At 44.4% G+C, this 14,828-nt stretch carries 16 protein-coding genes and 1 pseudogene; 7 read left to right on the forward strand and 10 right to left on the reverse strand.

Annotated features, from left to right (window positions below):
• Positions 1-294, reverse strand: a pseudogene (locus H525_RS28250) (transposase); the annotation flags it as partial.
• 199 nt (positions 295-493) lie between these two features.
• Here H525_RS28250 and H525_RS0114345 point away from each other — a divergent pair.
• The 3 genes from H525_RS0114345 (at position 494) to H525_RS0114355 (ending at position 3,196) form a co-directional block, all read left to right on the forward strand.
• Positions 494-1,972, forward strand: a complete 1,479-nt coding sequence (locus H525_RS0114345) for an MDR family MFS transporter (protein WP_027416762.1) — start codon at positions 494-496, stop codon at positions 1,970-1,972.
• A 129-nt stretch (positions 1,973-2,101) separates the two neighbouring features.
• The gene (locus tag H525_RS0114350) at positions 2,102-2,536 is read left to right on the forward strand and encodes a rubrerythrin family protein (RefSeq protein WP_027416763.1); all 435 of its coding nucleotides are present in this window, start codon (positions 2,102-2,104) and stop codon (positions 2,534-2,536) included.
• Positions 2,537-2,611: 75 nt separating this feature from the next.
• The gene (locus H525_RS0114355; protein ID WP_027416764.1) at positions 2,612-3,196 is read left to right on the forward strand and encodes a DUF3501 family protein; all 585 of its coding nucleotides are present in this window, start codon (positions 2,612-2,614) and stop codon (positions 3,194-3,196) included.
• 49 nt (positions 3,197-3,245) lie between these two features.
• On the opposite strand, the gene H525_RS0114360 is transcribed toward H525_RS0114355, so the two are convergent.
• Complete coding sequence (locus H525_RS0114360) at positions 3,246-3,524, reverse strand: hypothetical protein (protein WP_027416765.1); 279 nt, start codon at positions 3,522-3,524, stop codon at positions 3,246-3,248.
• A complete protein-coding gene (locus tag H525_RS24215; protein WP_051331055.1) occupies positions 3,521-4,777 on the reverse strand; it encodes an MFS transporter in 1,257 nt (418 codons plus the stop codon). Before H525_RS24215 ends, H525_RS0114360 begins: the two co-directional genes overlap by 4 nt.
• A gap of 441 nt (positions 4,778-5,218) precedes the next feature.
• On the opposite strand from H525_RS24215, the gene H525_RS0114370 reads away from it, so the two are divergent.
• On the forward strand, positions 5,219-5,839 hold the full coding sequence (locus H525_RS0114370; protein WP_027416766.1) for a LysE family translocator: 621 nt from the start codon (positions 5,219-5,221) through the stop codon (positions 5,837-5,839).
• A 145-nt stretch (positions 5,840-5,984) separates the two neighbouring features.
• On the opposite strand, the gene H525_RS0114375 is transcribed toward H525_RS0114370, so the two are convergent.
• A complete protein-coding gene (locus H525_RS0114375) occupies positions 5,985-6,449 on the reverse strand; it encodes a DinB family protein (protein ID WP_245590491.1) in 465 nt (154 codons plus the stop codon).
• Between the two features lie 566 nt (positions 6,450-7,015).
• Here H525_RS0114375 and H525_RS24220 point away from each other — a divergent pair.
• Positions 7,016-7,444: a hypothetical protein gene (locus H525_RS24220; RefSeq protein WP_035101353.1), complete on the forward strand. Its 429-nt coding sequence runs from the start codon at positions 7,016-7,018 to the stop codon at positions 7,442-7,444.
• A 238-nt stretch (positions 7,445-7,682) separates the two neighbouring features.
• On the opposite strand, the gene H525_RS27395 is transcribed toward H525_RS24220, so the two are convergent.
• Positions 7,683-7,847, reverse strand: a complete 165-nt coding sequence (locus H525_RS27395) for a hypothetical protein (RefSeq protein WP_155837306.1) — start codon at positions 7,845-7,847, stop codon at positions 7,683-7,685.
• A 204-nt stretch (positions 7,848-8,051) separates the two neighbouring features.
• Between H525_RS27395 and H525_RS0114390 the strand changes: the two genes are divergently transcribed.
• Positions 8,052-8,267 (forward strand): alpha/beta-type small acid-soluble spore protein, encoded by a 216-nt coding sequence (locus H525_RS0114390; protein ID WP_027416768.1) that lies wholly within the window; start codon positions 8,052-8,054, stop codon positions 8,265-8,267.
• 189 nt (positions 8,268-8,456) lie between these two features.
• Positions 8,457-11,057: an ATP-dependent chaperone ClpB gene (gene clpB, locus H525_RS0114395; protein ID WP_027416769.1), complete on the forward strand. Its 2,601-nt coding sequence runs from the start codon at positions 8,457-8,459 to the stop codon at positions 11,055-11,057.
• 147 nt (positions 11,058-11,204) lie between these two features.
• Here the strand turns inward: clpB and H525_RS0114400 are convergent, their stop codons facing one another.
• Genes H525_RS0114400 through spoVAC form a run of 5 tightly spaced genes read right to left on the reverse strand, consistent with a single transcriptional unit; the run spans position 11,205 to position 14,197 of the window.
• Positions 11,205-12,059, reverse strand: a complete 855-nt coding sequence (locus H525_RS0114400; protein WP_425387706.1) for a DUF421 domain-containing protein — start codon at positions 12,057-12,059, stop codon at positions 11,205-11,207.
• A gap of 54 nt (positions 12,060-12,113) precedes the next feature.
• Positions 12,114-12,320 (reverse strand): DUF1657 domain-containing protein, encoded by a 207-nt coding sequence (locus H525_RS0114405; RefSeq protein WP_027416771.1) that lies wholly within the window; start codon positions 12,318-12,320, stop codon positions 12,114-12,116.
• 31 nt (positions 12,321-12,351) lie between these two features.
• Complete coding sequence (gene spoVAE / locus H525_RS0114410; RefSeq protein ID WP_027416772.1) at positions 12,352-12,702, reverse strand: stage V sporulation protein AE; 351 nt, start codon at positions 12,700-12,702, stop codon at positions 12,352-12,354.
• A 2-nt stretch (positions 12,703-12,704) separates the two neighbouring features.
• Positions 12,705-13,718 (reverse strand): stage V sporulation protein AD, encoded by a 1,014-nt coding sequence (spoVAD, locus tag H525_RS0114415; RefSeq protein WP_027416773.1) that lies wholly within the window; start codon positions 13,716-13,718, stop codon positions 12,705-12,707.
• Positions 13,718-14,197: a stage V sporulation protein AC gene (spoVAC, locus tag H525_RS0114420; RefSeq protein ID WP_027416774.1), complete on the reverse strand. Its 480-nt coding sequence runs from the start codon at positions 14,195-14,197 to the stop codon at positions 13,718-13,720. Before spoVAC ends, spoVAD begins: the two co-directional genes overlap by 1 nt.
• Positions 14,198-14,828 lie beyond the last annotated feature (631 nt).

Consider the following 14,828-nt stretch of genomic DNA (forward strand, 5'->3'; position numbering starts at 1 on the left):
TTCTTTAAATCGAAGCTGACCAACGTAAGCGAGGACATCCATTCCATAAGTAATATGTTTCATACTAAGCTGATCAGCTTGAGCAGAACGATAGACTGTCTCTGGATGTGAACAATTTTTGTTTGAGCAGCGGTAACCCATATTAACAAGAGTCAAAACACCTTTTAGGGTTGAAATTGTTTTCTTAGAGACAGTATGACAATACTCTAATTTAGAATTGCAGTATGGGCAAGATTGAAATTCAGGTTTAAAATACCTTGTTTCTGTAGAGGTAAGGCGGTTTTTAGTACGCATTAATAAATCACCAACATTATTATTTTTCTTACCTTAATATTACCATAAAATTATATTGCGTTATTTTAACCGTTTAAGTTTTTTTTTTGTATGAAATTCATGCCTTGCCTTATTTTATACAAGCAACAGGACAAACTGTATATATAACTTTGATTATGAATTAAAAACGGAAGAGTCCTGTTAACGGGGGTTATAAGGGATGGTAAAGCGCACGAATCGAAAGGTTGTTTTTATCTCTATTATCCTTGCTATGTTTATGGCATCGGTTGAAGGAACCATTGTTGCAACCGCGATGCCAAGCATTGTCGGTGTATTGGGCGGGTTCTCACTATTTAGCTGGGTGTTCTCTGTGTTTCTGCTGATGCAGGCGGTAACTGTGCCAATTTACGGAAAATTATCGGACTTGTTTGGCAGAAAACCTGTTTTTGTGTTTGGGATTATTGTTTTTCTTATCGGGTCGGTTCTATGCGGGTTTGCCGCTTCAATGAAGTGGCTAATTCTATACCGGCTCATTCAGGGACTGGGTGCTGGCGCGGTCCAACCTATTGCTACCACGATTGTTGGTGATATGTATACGTTAGATGAACGCGCCAGAATCCAGGGATATTTATCGAGTGTATGGGGAATTTCGTCCATTGTGGGACCTGCGCTGGGAGGAGTTTTTGTCCAGTACCTGCACTGGGCGTGGGTATTCTGGATTAACCTTCCACTTGGCGCGGCTGCGATCATTGGAATCGTGTTTTTTCTCCATGAGGATGTCGAAAGAAAACAAGTCCGTATCGATTATCCCGGCTCCGTGCTTTTAGTCATATGGGTGAGCGCTCTGATTTTGATTCTCACACAGGGGGGGACAGTTCTGCCGTGGAACTCGCTGCCTCTCCTTATTCTCGTCGGGTTATTCCTGAGTGGGTTCATTTTGTTTATCATTCATGAAAAAAATTCCTCCGAACCCGTCATGCCCCTGAAAATATGGAACCATCGGCTGATAGCGGCAGCTAATATTGCCGCTCTCATTACCGGTTCGATTATGATTGCCGTTTCAAGTTTTTTGCCGACATATGTCCAGGGAGTGATGGGGCAACCGCCGATTATTTCTGGATTTACCCTTTCCATGATGTCTCTTGGCTGGCCGATAGCTTCGCTCATTGGCGGCCGATTGATTATAAAAATTGGCTATAAAAAAACCGCATTGATCGGTGGGGCTGCCCTTGTGCTGGGTTCTGTGGTGCTCGCCACCATTCATCACACTCAGAAGTTGCTGCTCATTGGAGCCGGTACGTTTCTCATCGGGGCAGGGATGGGGTTTGCCTCGAATACGTTTGTTGTAGCTATTCAAAGCAGTGTCGAACGAAGCGTGCGCGGAGTGGCAACAGCCAGTTATATGTTTATGAGGATACTCGGCAACACAATTGGGGCCGCTTTATTCGGTGGCCTGCTGAACAGCCGGCTACACACTCTTTTGCGAAAAGAAGGGTTGCGGTATTCACTCGATGAAGTGACGAGAATTCTTCTCCATACTGCCGTTCGAAAAACTTTTCCATCCCACGTTATCGCTGCCATGCAGCGGGGATTGCACGGCTCGCTTCATACGGTGTACTGGGGTGTTTTGCTTGCGGCGGCAGCTGCTTTGCTTGTGATCCTGTCCTTGCCCAAACAAAAGACAGCGTATCTTCAATAGAAATTCCATATGTACGATATGATTCAAAAATAAAATGGGAGAACCTCTTGATTATTTCCCGTTCGTTATTTATAATAAAATCATATTTAAAATTATTATAAATAAGTATTTGAAAAGGAGAGAAAATTGATGAGTAAACAATTAGCTAACACGCAAACTCTGGAGAATTTAAAAACAGCTTTTGCCGGAGAATCCCAGGCAAACCGCCGTTACATTTATTTTGCAAAACAAGCGGATACGGAAGGTCATTCTGAAATAGCGAACGCATTCCGCCGCATTGGTGATGGGGAAACGGCTCACGCTCACGGACATTTTGACATGCTGCTTCGTTTTGGCGCGGGAGACCCTGTTACGAATCTTCCTGTAGGAACAACGGAAAGCAACTTAAAATCCGCGATTGCCGGCGAAGAATATGAGTTCTCTGAAATGTATCCCGGCTTTGCTAAAACGGCTCGCGAAGAAGGATTCGATGAAATTGCCGAGTGGATGGAAGTCATGGCGAAATCCGAAAAAGCTCATGCGAATACCTTCAAGAAAATTTTCGCAAAACTCGGGGAAGAATAAGAACGTTTTAGTAAAAAATAAACAGATAGGGTGAGGAAAATCCTCACCCTATCTTTAAGAAAGGCGGCATGTCCAATGAAAAAAATTGCGCGAAATGAATTGCTCCCGTACAGGGAATATGTTCAGGTGTTTGAGAAATTTTTGCAGCGCGTCATTGCGGAAAAGAAGGTTCGACGTTTCCCGTTAAATGACCGCATGTCCGGCCTTTTTGAAACGCGCCTTACCGTATGGTTTCAGATCCAGGAAATGATTCGTGCGGAGGAAATCGAACGGGAAGAATATCTGAAGGAAATGCTTGATGTATATAATGACTTGATTCCAGGGGATAATGAATTAAGCATGACTCTGTTTATTGAAATTCCCAACCAGGATGAACTCCGCGCTTTTAATAAAACCGTTATCGGGATTGAAAATAAAATCGAGCTTCGCTTTGGAAACCATGTCGTGGTCTCTTATGAACCAGGTGAAGATGAAGAAGAGGACGAAAATTATACACAATCGGTTCATTATCTCAGGATTCCATTTACGGAGGAACAGCGAGAAGCATTTATCTCATATGAAGGAGATGTCGTGGTTGCGGTGCATCACGAAAATTTTTCATCAACCACAACGCTTGCCCCGGAGCTTGTTGCTTCTTTGCAGAAAGAACTCGCTGTATAATTGATATAGCCCTTTTCAAAATAAGGAAAGGGCTATGTTTATACCTTTATTAAATGACCCCGTTATGATCACGGATGATCCGCACGGCTGGGTTATAAAAATGTTCCTTTACGGTTAAAGTCAGGAGAATATCCCGCCCTTTTACAACGTCAAGCGTACTGTTCAGGACTTGGGTTTCTTCTGCGTCTTCCGCTATGAGTGTCCCGTCATTGTAATCTGCAACCCGGTCTATTTTTATCGCTTCTACGCCATCTTTTGCTAACATGCGCGCGGCTCGTTCCGCATCTTCTAACGTGTTAAAATAGGCTAAAATATATTTTTTGCTCATTTTATTTTCCCTCCTGCACCGAGCTTAACCAGCATACGTTTATTTTTGCCCCGATTTTCAATTTTATCCCCATTCTGTATTATCTGTTTCATACATATCCAGCAGGCGACCGTCATAAGGTTCACAAACAATAAAACATAGGGGAACGTATCGGGATTTTTTGTGAACATAGCAAAAATAACAAAGCATCCGATGCTTATCACCCTGCCCGCGTTCAAGGCAGATTCACGCATCACAATATATTCGACCCGCTGTTCCGCTTTAACCGGATCCTGGCCAATAATATCAAACGTAATGGAGGTAACTGGTATCGTAAAGAAAGGAAAAAATATAGAGCTGATGATGCCGAATACTAAAAGTGTATAAAATGAAACCTGGATGAAAAGTGGGAGAACGGCGGCGATTAACATAAGTGCCCCTATTAATATGGCGCGCATTCGTTTATGGGGTGCCATCCATTTTCCCGTTATGTAGAAAGCGGCAAGGGAAACGCCTGAAGTTACGAAAACAAATAAACCAAGTGAGAATTCACTGGAAGACTTAATATAGACAAGCAAATTAACGAGGAACAGGATGACCCCCTCACGGATTCCCCAGAAAAGGTGCGTTAACATCGCGTAATGCCAGGATGTCGGTTTGCGTGTTTCTCTCCAAGCTCCTCTTACGGAGAAGTCTCCTTCTGCCTTACGGTTATGGATAAAAATGCTTGCGAGAACAGCGGTGGCAAAAATCGCGAGAGATAGAGAGAAAACAATGGTGTAGCCATTCTTCATGTTACTTAACAGCCAACCGGACAGAAAAGGGGCAATCATTCCGGCAGTGGAAAACAAAAACCCGTTTACTCCGTTAAAAAGGTCGCGATTGGACGGATTTGTAATTTCGAAATACATGACATCATAACCCAGCCAGTAAAAACCGGCTCCAACTCCCAGAAGAAATCCCAGAGAAAGCATGTAGTGAGACGCATTGTTTCCAAGTAATAATACAAGGGCAAATAAAACGGCAACAAGAATAATACCGATACGGATACTGTGTGCCCGATCCAGGTGTTTCACCATATAGCCGGCGACCCAGAACGTAAGGGGAATTGCACTGAATGTGAGAAGGTTATAGAGGGCGATCATGACGAAGTCATTTTTTATTTTCCAAAAATAAATGCTAACAAATGTGTTAGATAAACCAAGGGATGTAAGGTAAAGTGTATGCATGGTAAGCAGTAACCTGGCCTGGCGATCAAGGATACCTTGTTTCACAGTACGAACTCCTTTGCTTGATAAATAAGATAGGATTTAGACTGCCCTGTTTCGTCCGGTTTGTTACATAGAAGTTATTTGATGATAAAAAGAAAAAGAAGGAGACATTGTATAAACAAGCCTATTTTAGAGCCAAGTCCGTTGGATATGTGATGTCGGCGGGTGCACAGGTAGCATCGAGCAGCCATTTGCCTTGGTGCGTGGAGGGTTGTGAGGTCGTGGTGCACAACGAGTCTCATCGGAAGAAGAACTTCCGTTTGCTGGATCGTCGTCGTCCAAGTCGTCCTGTGATTCCCTGTTTCGAGGGAATCCTGCAAGATCCATGCACATGAATTCGTGATAAACACGGCCTTATTAGGATGGAGAGGTGACAGAAAACCTCCCTTAGATTTGGTATAATGGTTACAATATTTTAGAAGAGACAGCGGAGAGGGGATTCATATGGAGCATTTTTATTTATTTCTTGTAATGTCCATCGCACTTATTTTAACACCTGGGGCTGATACAGGGTTAGTTACAAAAAACACGATCGCTTATGGAAAAGGTGGGGGCGCGGCGACCGCCTGCGGGACTGCATCTGGAATTCTTGTCCACACCATGGCGGCGGCGCTTGGTCTTTCGGCGATTCTGGCGCAATCCGCCTTTTTGTTTGAAATCGTGAAATATATTGGAGCTGCGTATTTGATTTATCTAGGCATTGCATCGCTTCGTTCGATACGAAAAGGGTCAGTTCATTCTGAAGAGGGAGAAGACAGCCAACTGAAGGGGACATCCTGTTTTAAACAAGGAGTACTTACGAATGTTTTAAATCCAAAGGTGGCTGTATTTTTCCTAACGTTTCTCCCTCAGTTCGTTGATGCGAATGGGCATACCTTTTTGCAAATTCTAGGCATGGGAGTTACGTACGCGGTACTGCTTATCATATGGCTGTTGTTCTATGTATACCTGCTCAATTATTTACGGGCATGGATGCAGAAACCCTCGACCCAGAAGGCGTTTCAAGGTGTGACCGGGCTTGTTCTGATCGGGTTCGGGCTTAAACTCGCGCTGGAGAAAAGATAGCGGGCCCAAAGAATTTCCGCAAGATGCATCGAATTCGCTTCCCTTTTTTGAAACACGGACAGTGTAAACGTCCCTGCAAGGGGAGACCCCGCAAAAAATAAAAATGTTTATTCCATTGCCAACCGTCCTGTAATTTTACGTTCGGTCAGATGCGCTGTTTCACTCGTTCAATTTGACGCAGGTGGTCCTCGATATGGTTAATGTATTTTACCAGTAAATCGCGAAATGTAAGCTTGCCTGCTTCGTCGTGTATGCCCGTACGGTTCAGATCCTCATCCGTAAGTTCGGCAAGCGTAGGAATAAAACTTTCCCGCAAAAGCCTGAAAAGTTCCAGATATTGTATGGGGTTGAGCCGAGAATACTGAAGCTGGCTAGCCCAGGCGTCCTGATCAAAGGATGTGAGGAGCGGATTGTTTTCTGCCAGTACCCGCTTCATCCGGTGAAGACCTACGATTTCGGAATCCGCCACATGGACAATAATTTCTGTGATCGACCACGATGTCGGCGAAGGTTTGCTGTCCCATTTTTCCTGAGGACAATCTGTAACTGCCGCAAGCAATTTTTCATATCCGCCGGCATACGCGGCAATCAATTGTTCCTTTTCGTCCACTTTCATCTTCCTCCTCTGAAATCATCTCTATATTAACCATACAACAGGAGTGCGTATATTTTCAATAAAGACACTTTTTATGTACGATAATGAGGATTTATGGTTATCATCGCAAATAAGATTGTATTAAGGTTGGTTTAAAACGATAGCAAATCAAACAAAAAAACGCCTGTCTTATCGTGTAGACCGGCGTTTTACTTACGTATGCTCCATGTGTTTTCCCTCGCTTTACCTGCCGCATCTGGATATGCGGGAGCAACTGCACCTGACTTTGCAGCGGACTTCTGCACTGGATGCGCAGGAACATCTCGTGTTCCGGGAATAATCTTCAAGCCTTGCTTTATAATAACCGAATTGATTTTTCAGATAGTAGTATGGAGATCTTCTCATTTTTATTTACCTCCTTACTTTTGTTACTTCCCTCTTTATCATTAGTATATGGCTGGGAAATGGAGCCGATATAGAGAAACACCCAATCCCGTGTCCAATTTTATCTCTGGCGGCTAAAACGCCCGTGCGCTTAATACGGCAGGAGCATATTCTGCAGTAGAAAGGGGGAGATAAGGTTGGCTTGGGTTGTATGGTGCATCCTTCTTATAAACCTTTTGATGGGGATATCCTGTTACAAGTTTCTAAAAAGATATCGGCGAGTGATTGACTGCCATACCGGAATGAACGTTGCAATGACCGCCAGTGGAACGCTGGGTCTCGTAACCGGAATGATCCTTATGTATCAATTTCCCGTGCATTATTCTATGATTACAATATTTACTACATTAATTGCCATTGTTATTGGGATCCTTTTTGGGGCACTGGGTGATTTACAGTCCATTATTGCCGGTGCGTCCGGAGGCATTATGGTTGGAATAATGAGTCCAATGATAGAAGCTATGGCGGATCAGCCGTTTATTCTCATCATATTTATTACAGTTCTTTCCCTTATTTCTTTTGGTTTTTTATGTTTTTCGATAAAATTGTTGGATAAGACGTCTTAATTTTAGCTACCGTCTTCCAACATCGACGCTACCAGCCGTTAGCCGATCGGAAACTGCCGATCGGCTGATCCAAATAAGAAGTAAGTAGTTAAACTCCTCTTTTCAGACAAGGAAATTGGGGAAGGTTGTGCGCTTGTAGAGGTACAAGCATGGGGCAGTGATAACTTGGGGCTGTTTGCTGAGTATGGCTTGTCCGGTTTGGCCAGATTGGTGGATACATGCTAATAAGGGCTGTTTTTTAATCGTCCAGTTTTATTTCTGCTTCCCGTTCTATGATAGAGCCTATTAGAATGAAAACCGCTCCAACAGCCAACAGCACTCTTCCAAAAAGTTGAAAGTCCTTGCTGAAGGTCAGTAAGTCGTTCCTTGCCTTCGTACCTGTTGCATCTTTTTTGATTTTCACGGTATTCACTCCCTTTTTTATACATTGTATGCATAAATCAAAAGAGTGTTTTGTAATCTTTCTTATGTCTGAAAATAAAATGGGTACACTGCCTATTTGTTAACTGCTTCCTTAACGATAAATACCAGCATAACTATATCGGAATTTGAAAAAATAAATATCACAAGGTCACAGACCTTGAAAAAAACCAAGGAGGCAATACAGATGGCTCAAGGCGGAAACAGAAACCAACTTCTTGTATCGCAGGCAAATCAGGCAATCGATCAAATGAAATATGAAATTGCAAGTGAATTTGGAGTGAACCTGGGTGCCGACACGACTTCACGTGCAAACGGTTCTGTTGGAGGAGAAATTACGAAGCGTCTTGTACAATTTGGTGAACAAGCTTTAGCTGGTAGCTCAACAATGGCAGGCAGATAACAGGTAATAACATGGATAAGGGTGCCCTCGGGCACCCGCATTCCCTAAACAGCAGGCAATGTCTGTACATAAATGAAACAAAAATGGTTCTTCCCGGAGAAGGGATGAACCATTTTTACGTCCACACTTTTTTGCAGCAGGATATAATAGGGGATAGAAAAAAGGATATAGAGGAAGGAGTTAGGATGTATGGATATGAACCGTTTTACGCAAAAATCGCTCGAAGCAATACAGCAGGCGGAAACTGTTGCTATGCGCCTGGGGAATCCCGAGGTTGACACGGAGCATGTATTGCTGGCTCTCCTTCAACAGCAGGAGGGGCTACTGCCAGGTCTTTTTCATAAAATGAATATCCCGCTGGATCACATAGTCCGCGAGGTGGAACAAATTACGGAAAGAAAACCGCGCGTAACGGGGCCGGGGCGTGAACCTGGAAAAATATATATAAGCCAATCGGTAAATCATGTGCTTATTAAGGCGGAAGACGAAGCCCGGAACATGAAAGACGAATATATTTCGGTTGAACATTTATTTCTTGCCATACTGGATGAATCTAGGAAAACGATACTGGATAAAATGTTTAAAACGTATGGCATCACCCGTGTTACTTTTTTAAAAGCTCTTAGCGAAATAAGGGGGAATCAGCGCGTGACAAGTACGACTCCGGAAACGACGTATGATGCGCTTGAAAAATACGGGCATGACCTTGTTCATGAAGCACAGATGAATAAGCTCGACCCGGTTATTGGCCGCGACAGTGAAATTCGCCATGTGATTCGGATTCTTTCCCGGAAAACAAAAAATAATCCGGTATTAATCGGGGAACCCGGCGTGGGAAAAACGGCGATCGTAGAAGGACTTGCTCACCGTATCGTGCGCGGAGATGTTCCGGAAGGGCTGCGGGATAAACGGATTTTTGCCCTGGATATGGGTTCATTGATCGCGGGCGCCAAATTTCGCGGTGAATTCGAAGAAAGATTAAAGGCGGTCCTGAATGAAGTCAAAAAAAGTGAAGGGAAAATCCTTTTATTTATTGATGAGATTCATACGATAGTAGGGGCCGGAAAAACGGAAGGGGCAATGGATGCGGGCAACCTGTTGAAGCCGATGCTTGCGCGGGGAGAATTGCACTGCATAGGGGCTACCACGCTTGATGAATATAGAAAATACATTGAAAAGGATGCGGCGCTTGAACGACGCTTTCAAACGGTGCTGGCTGATGAACCGACGGTGGAGGATACCATCTCAATCCTGCGCGGCCTGCGCGAACGTTTTGAAGTGTTTCACGGGGTTAAAATTCATGACAGTGCCCTTGTGTCGGCGTCCGTGCTTTCTCACCGGTATATTACCGATCGTTTCCTGCCTGATAAAGCAATTGATCTGGTGGACGAGGCGTGCGCATTAATCCGGACGGAAATCGATTCGATGCCGGCGGAATTGGATGAGGTGTCCCGCAGGGTGATGCAGCTAGAAATTGAAGAAGCTGCGCTAAAAAAAGAAACGGATCGTGCAAGCCAGGAGCGTTTGGAGAACTTGCAGAAAGAGCTTGCCAACCTGAAGGATAAGTATGCGGCAATGAAAGTGCAGTGGGAAAGCGAGAAGCAGGCCCTGCAGCACATTCAAAAGCTGCGCGAAGATATTGAGCAACTTCACCGCGACATTGCGCGGGCGGAGCGTGAATATGATCTAAATAAAGCGGCGGAGTTGAAATACGGGAAGCTTCCTGAACTGGAGAAGAGACTGAAAGAAGAGGAAGAGCGGCATTCCGAGCGCAAAGGGGAAAACGCTTTGCTGCGTGAAGAGGTTACGGACGATGAAATCGCACGCATCATCTCGCGCTGGACAGGAATTCCGCTTTCCAAGCTTGTGGAAGGGGAACGAGAAAAGCTGCTGAAGCTTGATGAGATTTTGCACCAACGTGTCATCGGGCAGGATGAGGCTGTCCGGCATGTGGCCGATGCGATTATCCGAGCCAGAGCCGGGATTAAGGATCCACGGCGTCCTATCGGTTCCTTTATCTTTCTCGGGCCAACCGGGGTAGGGAAAACAGAGCTGGCGAAGACGCTGGCAGAAACTTTGTTTGATACCGAAGATAATTTGATTCGTATCGATATGAGCGAATATATGGAGAAGCATACGGTATCCCGCCTGATTGGCGCACCGCCGGGTTATGTTGGGTATGAAGAAGGCGGTCAGCTCACAGAAGCGGTACGAAGAAAACCTTACTCGGTTATTTTATTTGATGAAATTGAGAAAGCCCACTATGATGTGTTTAACGTTCTTCTTCAGGTGTTGGATGACGGCCGTATTACGGATTCCCAGGGTAGAACGGTAGATTTTAAAAATACGATTATTATCATGACGTCCAATATTGGCTCTTCCTTCCTGCTCGACGGCATTACGCCGGAAGGTGAAATCAAGGAGTCGGCGCGCGAAGAGGTTATGGGTGAACTGCGCATGAATTTCAGGCCGGAATTTTTAAACCGGGTGGATGACATTATTTTGTTTAAACCGCTAACCGCCGGAGAAATCGGCCATATTATCGACTTGCTGATTCAGGATCTGCGCAAACGGTTGGTCGACAGGAAGATTGGACTGCTTCTTACGGAAGAAGCCAAGCAGCACATTGCAAAGGAGGGGTATGACCCGGTTTACGGCGCGCGCCCTTTGCGCAGATTCCTGCAGCGCCATGTGGAAACGCTCCTGGCCCGCGCTTTGATCAGCGGCAGTATTCAAGAGGGTTCCACTGTCCGTATCGATTACCGGAATGGGGAACTACAAATTGGCTAGGGAAATTAGTGAAGGATGAATAGCTGTAATATACAAAAGGCTATATAGGCTGAGAATCAGCCTATATAGCCTCATTTCATTTTGAAGTGTGTAAGGCAACCTGAAAGGTATTTTTCAGGGACGAAGTTTAGAGAAAACCGGTACCTATTATTGTAGAAAGGGTTTTAATTCGTTAAGCATCTTTTCGAGTTTATTTGACGCCTCTTCATACATTTTTTTGGCTGACTTTGATTTTGTTTGCAGGGAGAATAATTCGATATCAGCTTGAGATTTTTTAAGAGTGGCCAGCAGTAATTGCTTTTGAACCGGTTGGGGAACTTTGATTTTATCATCATATAAATCCACGTAGAGCTGCCCGTAAGAATCTACTTCTCCAAGAAAAACGTTAGCAAGGTTAACCCCGATTTTATCCAGTTCTGTGTGAAGCCATTCAATATTAAATCCGAGTGTTGCCAGCGGTTCTTCAAGGATATTGCCATCCATTATTACCGTTTGCGGCTCTCGTTCCGGTGCCGCAGTTATTTGTAAATCTTTAAGAGTAACGGGCTGGGCATCTTTTTTAAGTAGGACGCTCAATTGACCATTCGTTTCAAGGGATGCAAATTCAACGTCCGCTATGTTAAACGCATTTTTTAAACGGAGTGATTCCATCAATTCGTCGGTCGAATAACGTTCCTTTTTTAAATTATCCTCCATAATTTTTCCGTTCTTAATCAACACAGTGCCTTTTCCTTCAAAGAAATTTCTTATAGGCCTGCTTTTAAGGGCGAAGTAATCAACAAGCATGGGAATGAAAGCCCAAACAATTAAGCTGGCGTAACCGTGGACAAGATTAGCCTCAAGATCCGTTGACAAAAAGGCGGCGATATCTCCAATCGTTATCCCAACGATATATTCGAAAAAGGTCATTTGAGAAAGCTGTTTTTTTCCACTCAGCCGGGTGATGATAAACATAGCGATTAATGCAAACAAAGCGCGTAATGCGATTAGTAATGTTTCCACTTTTGTCACCTCATAAGGAGGGAGGGTGAGTTTACACCCACCCCACCGGCATGCTTAGAACCCTTTGTATTGTGGTTCTTGTTGCTCCAATTGCTGAACACGGTTCTCAAGAGAGTTGATAATGCTCTGTGTGTTCTTAGCGTTTTGTTCAAAAAGTTGTTTCGCCTGTTGATTTTGCGTGTTTAACGCAAAGGATTCCAAACTGGCCTGAGCACTTTTCAAACTCGCTACAGCTTGTTTTACTTGAGAAGATACAGTCATGATTCTCACCTCCACAAAGAGTAGTATGTGCCTATCCCTGTGGTTTAAACACGAGTGAGCCTAAAAATCCAAAAATAATGGCTGCGGATATACCGGCGCTTGTTACTTCGAAAATACCGGTAATGATCCCGATAATTCCGTGAATATCCATTTCAGTCATTGCCCCATGGACGAGCGAATTGCCAAAGCTGGTAATGGGAACGGTAGCGCCTGCTCCTGCAAATTTAATGAGAGGTTCATACAGGCCAAATCCGTCCAATACGGCCCCTACAACCACAAGAGTCGCCATCGTGTGTGCCGGCGTCAGTTTTCCTACGTCCATCATGAGCTGTCCAATCACGCAGATGAGTCCACCTACTACAAAAGCCCAGAGATAAATCATGTCTATTCCTCCTCGACATTTTCAATCGCAACCGCATGTGCTACACATGGAATACTTTCTTTTTGCTGGAAGCTTATGGGTGAAAGCAGAGCACCGGTCGCTATGACAAGAATACGTTTTAGTTCACCTTTTTTCATTCGATTTAACAGGTGGCCATACGTAACGGTTGCGCAGCATGCACAACCACTGCCACCTGCAAAAACTTCCTGATCCTTGTTGTAGATAAGGAGACCGCAATCGGTCAGACTGTCTTCTGAAATAGAAAAACCATGTTTTTTTAGCAAATCACGGGCGATAGGATGGCCGACCTGGCCGAGGTCACCGGTTGCGATTAAATCATAGTGATTCGGCTTAATGTTCATGTCCCGAAAATGCGCCTCAATCGTATCAACAGCTGCAGGTGCCATGGCTGCCCCCATATTAAACGGATCGCTGAGTCCCATATCAACCACACGTCCAATGGTTGCAGCGGTTATACGAGGACCTTTTCCGTCAGCGGCAACGATTGCCGCACCGGCTCCTGTGACTGTCCATTGCGCAGTTGGCGGTTTTTGCGACCCGTATTCTGTCGGATAACGAAATTGTTTTTCGGCAGTGGCGTTATGGCTGCTTGTTGCGGCAAGCGCATAGTTGGCTGCTTGGCTATCTACCAAATGAGCCGCGAGGGCGAGCCCTTCCATAGACGTAGAGCAAGCCCCGAATATTCCAAGATAAGGGATGCTCATCGTACGGGCGGCAAAGCTGCTGGGGGTGATCTGGTTAATAAGGTCACCTGAAAGAAAAAAGTTAATGTTTCCTTTCTGTAAATTGGCCTTTTCAATTGCTTTATCACATGCTTCTTCCAGCATTACTTTTTCCGCTTTTTCGAAGCTGTCCTGTTCAAGCCAGAGATCGCCATGCAGAAGATCAAAATCCTTTGCGATCCGGCTCTGTGCTTCAAACGGGCCGCCGATCGTTGCGGAAGAAAGAATAACGGGTTTATTTTTGAAAGTCCACGTTTGATGTCCCTGTAGCATTACATTGCCCCCAATACGCGGATAATCCATTTAACAAGCGCAACGACAAAGGCGGAGACAACGCCAAAAACGATAACAGATCCCGCGATCTTAAACATATTTCCTCCGACACCAAGCACATAGCCTTCGCTTCGATGTTCAATGGCGGCGGATGCAATGGAGTTGGCGAATCCTGTCACCGGAACCGCGGTTCCGGCACCCGCATACTGGGCGATTCTATCGTAAATACCAAACCCTGTAAGGAGCGTCGAAATAAAGATAAGAACGGCGGCGGTGGGATTACCTGCTGTTTTTTCAGTGAAATTGAAAAAGTGGATAAAGAATGATTGAATGGCCTGACCAAGCAAACAAATCGAGCCGCCAATAAGGAAGGCACGAATACAATTTTTAAAGGCCGGACGGGCCGGCTCCCGCTGCTTGGCGAAAGATTGGTATTGAACTTGGGTGGGGGTAAGTTTTTTGTCTTTTGCTTTAGCCATGATGTTCACCTTTCTTTAATGGATTACTATGTATTATATTGGTATGAGAAGCCGGGAATTATGCAGATATTAGTTAGGGTGAATAGTTGAGGGTACATCTGGTGGGAGGCAACTGCTTTTATGTTTTTATGAGGGATGGGTTTAACAATCATTGAAACTGGCTGCGTTTGTGATGTGGACTCCTTTGCGGAAGGAAAAAGGTTTTTGATGCACTAGGAGTCTGTCCGACGAAACAATTTTAGCGATTATTCATTCATGTCGTTGTTATATATGCAGCGATATTTTGCATAATCCGATCGATTTTGAATAAATATTCATCGTTTTACCTTCCGTCGGACAGACTCCTAGTGGCGAAAAAGCTTCTATATTACGTCTTCAAGCACAGTATTTACAATTTCACCATTTTGTGGATGAAAAGCGATTTCAATTGAGAAGAGTATTAGATTAAAACAGGGAGGAAAGATATTTTTTGTAAGGTGAGGTTTTAATGAAAAAACGCATAGGGAAATATGTTTGAGATTATAAAAGCTTCTTGAGATTGTCGTCGACCGGTAGTCATGTAAGGAACCCGGGGGATCGACGACAGATAAAATTCAGGAATACCAAAAGGTTTCGCAGAATAGCTTGTTTT

Origin of the sequence: Aneurinibacillus terranovensis DSM 18919, from assembly GCF_000430625.1 — a bacterium.
GTDB lineage: Bacteria > Bacillota > Bacilli > Aneurinibacillales > Aneurinibacillaceae > Aneurinibacillus_B > Aneurinibacillus_B terranovensis.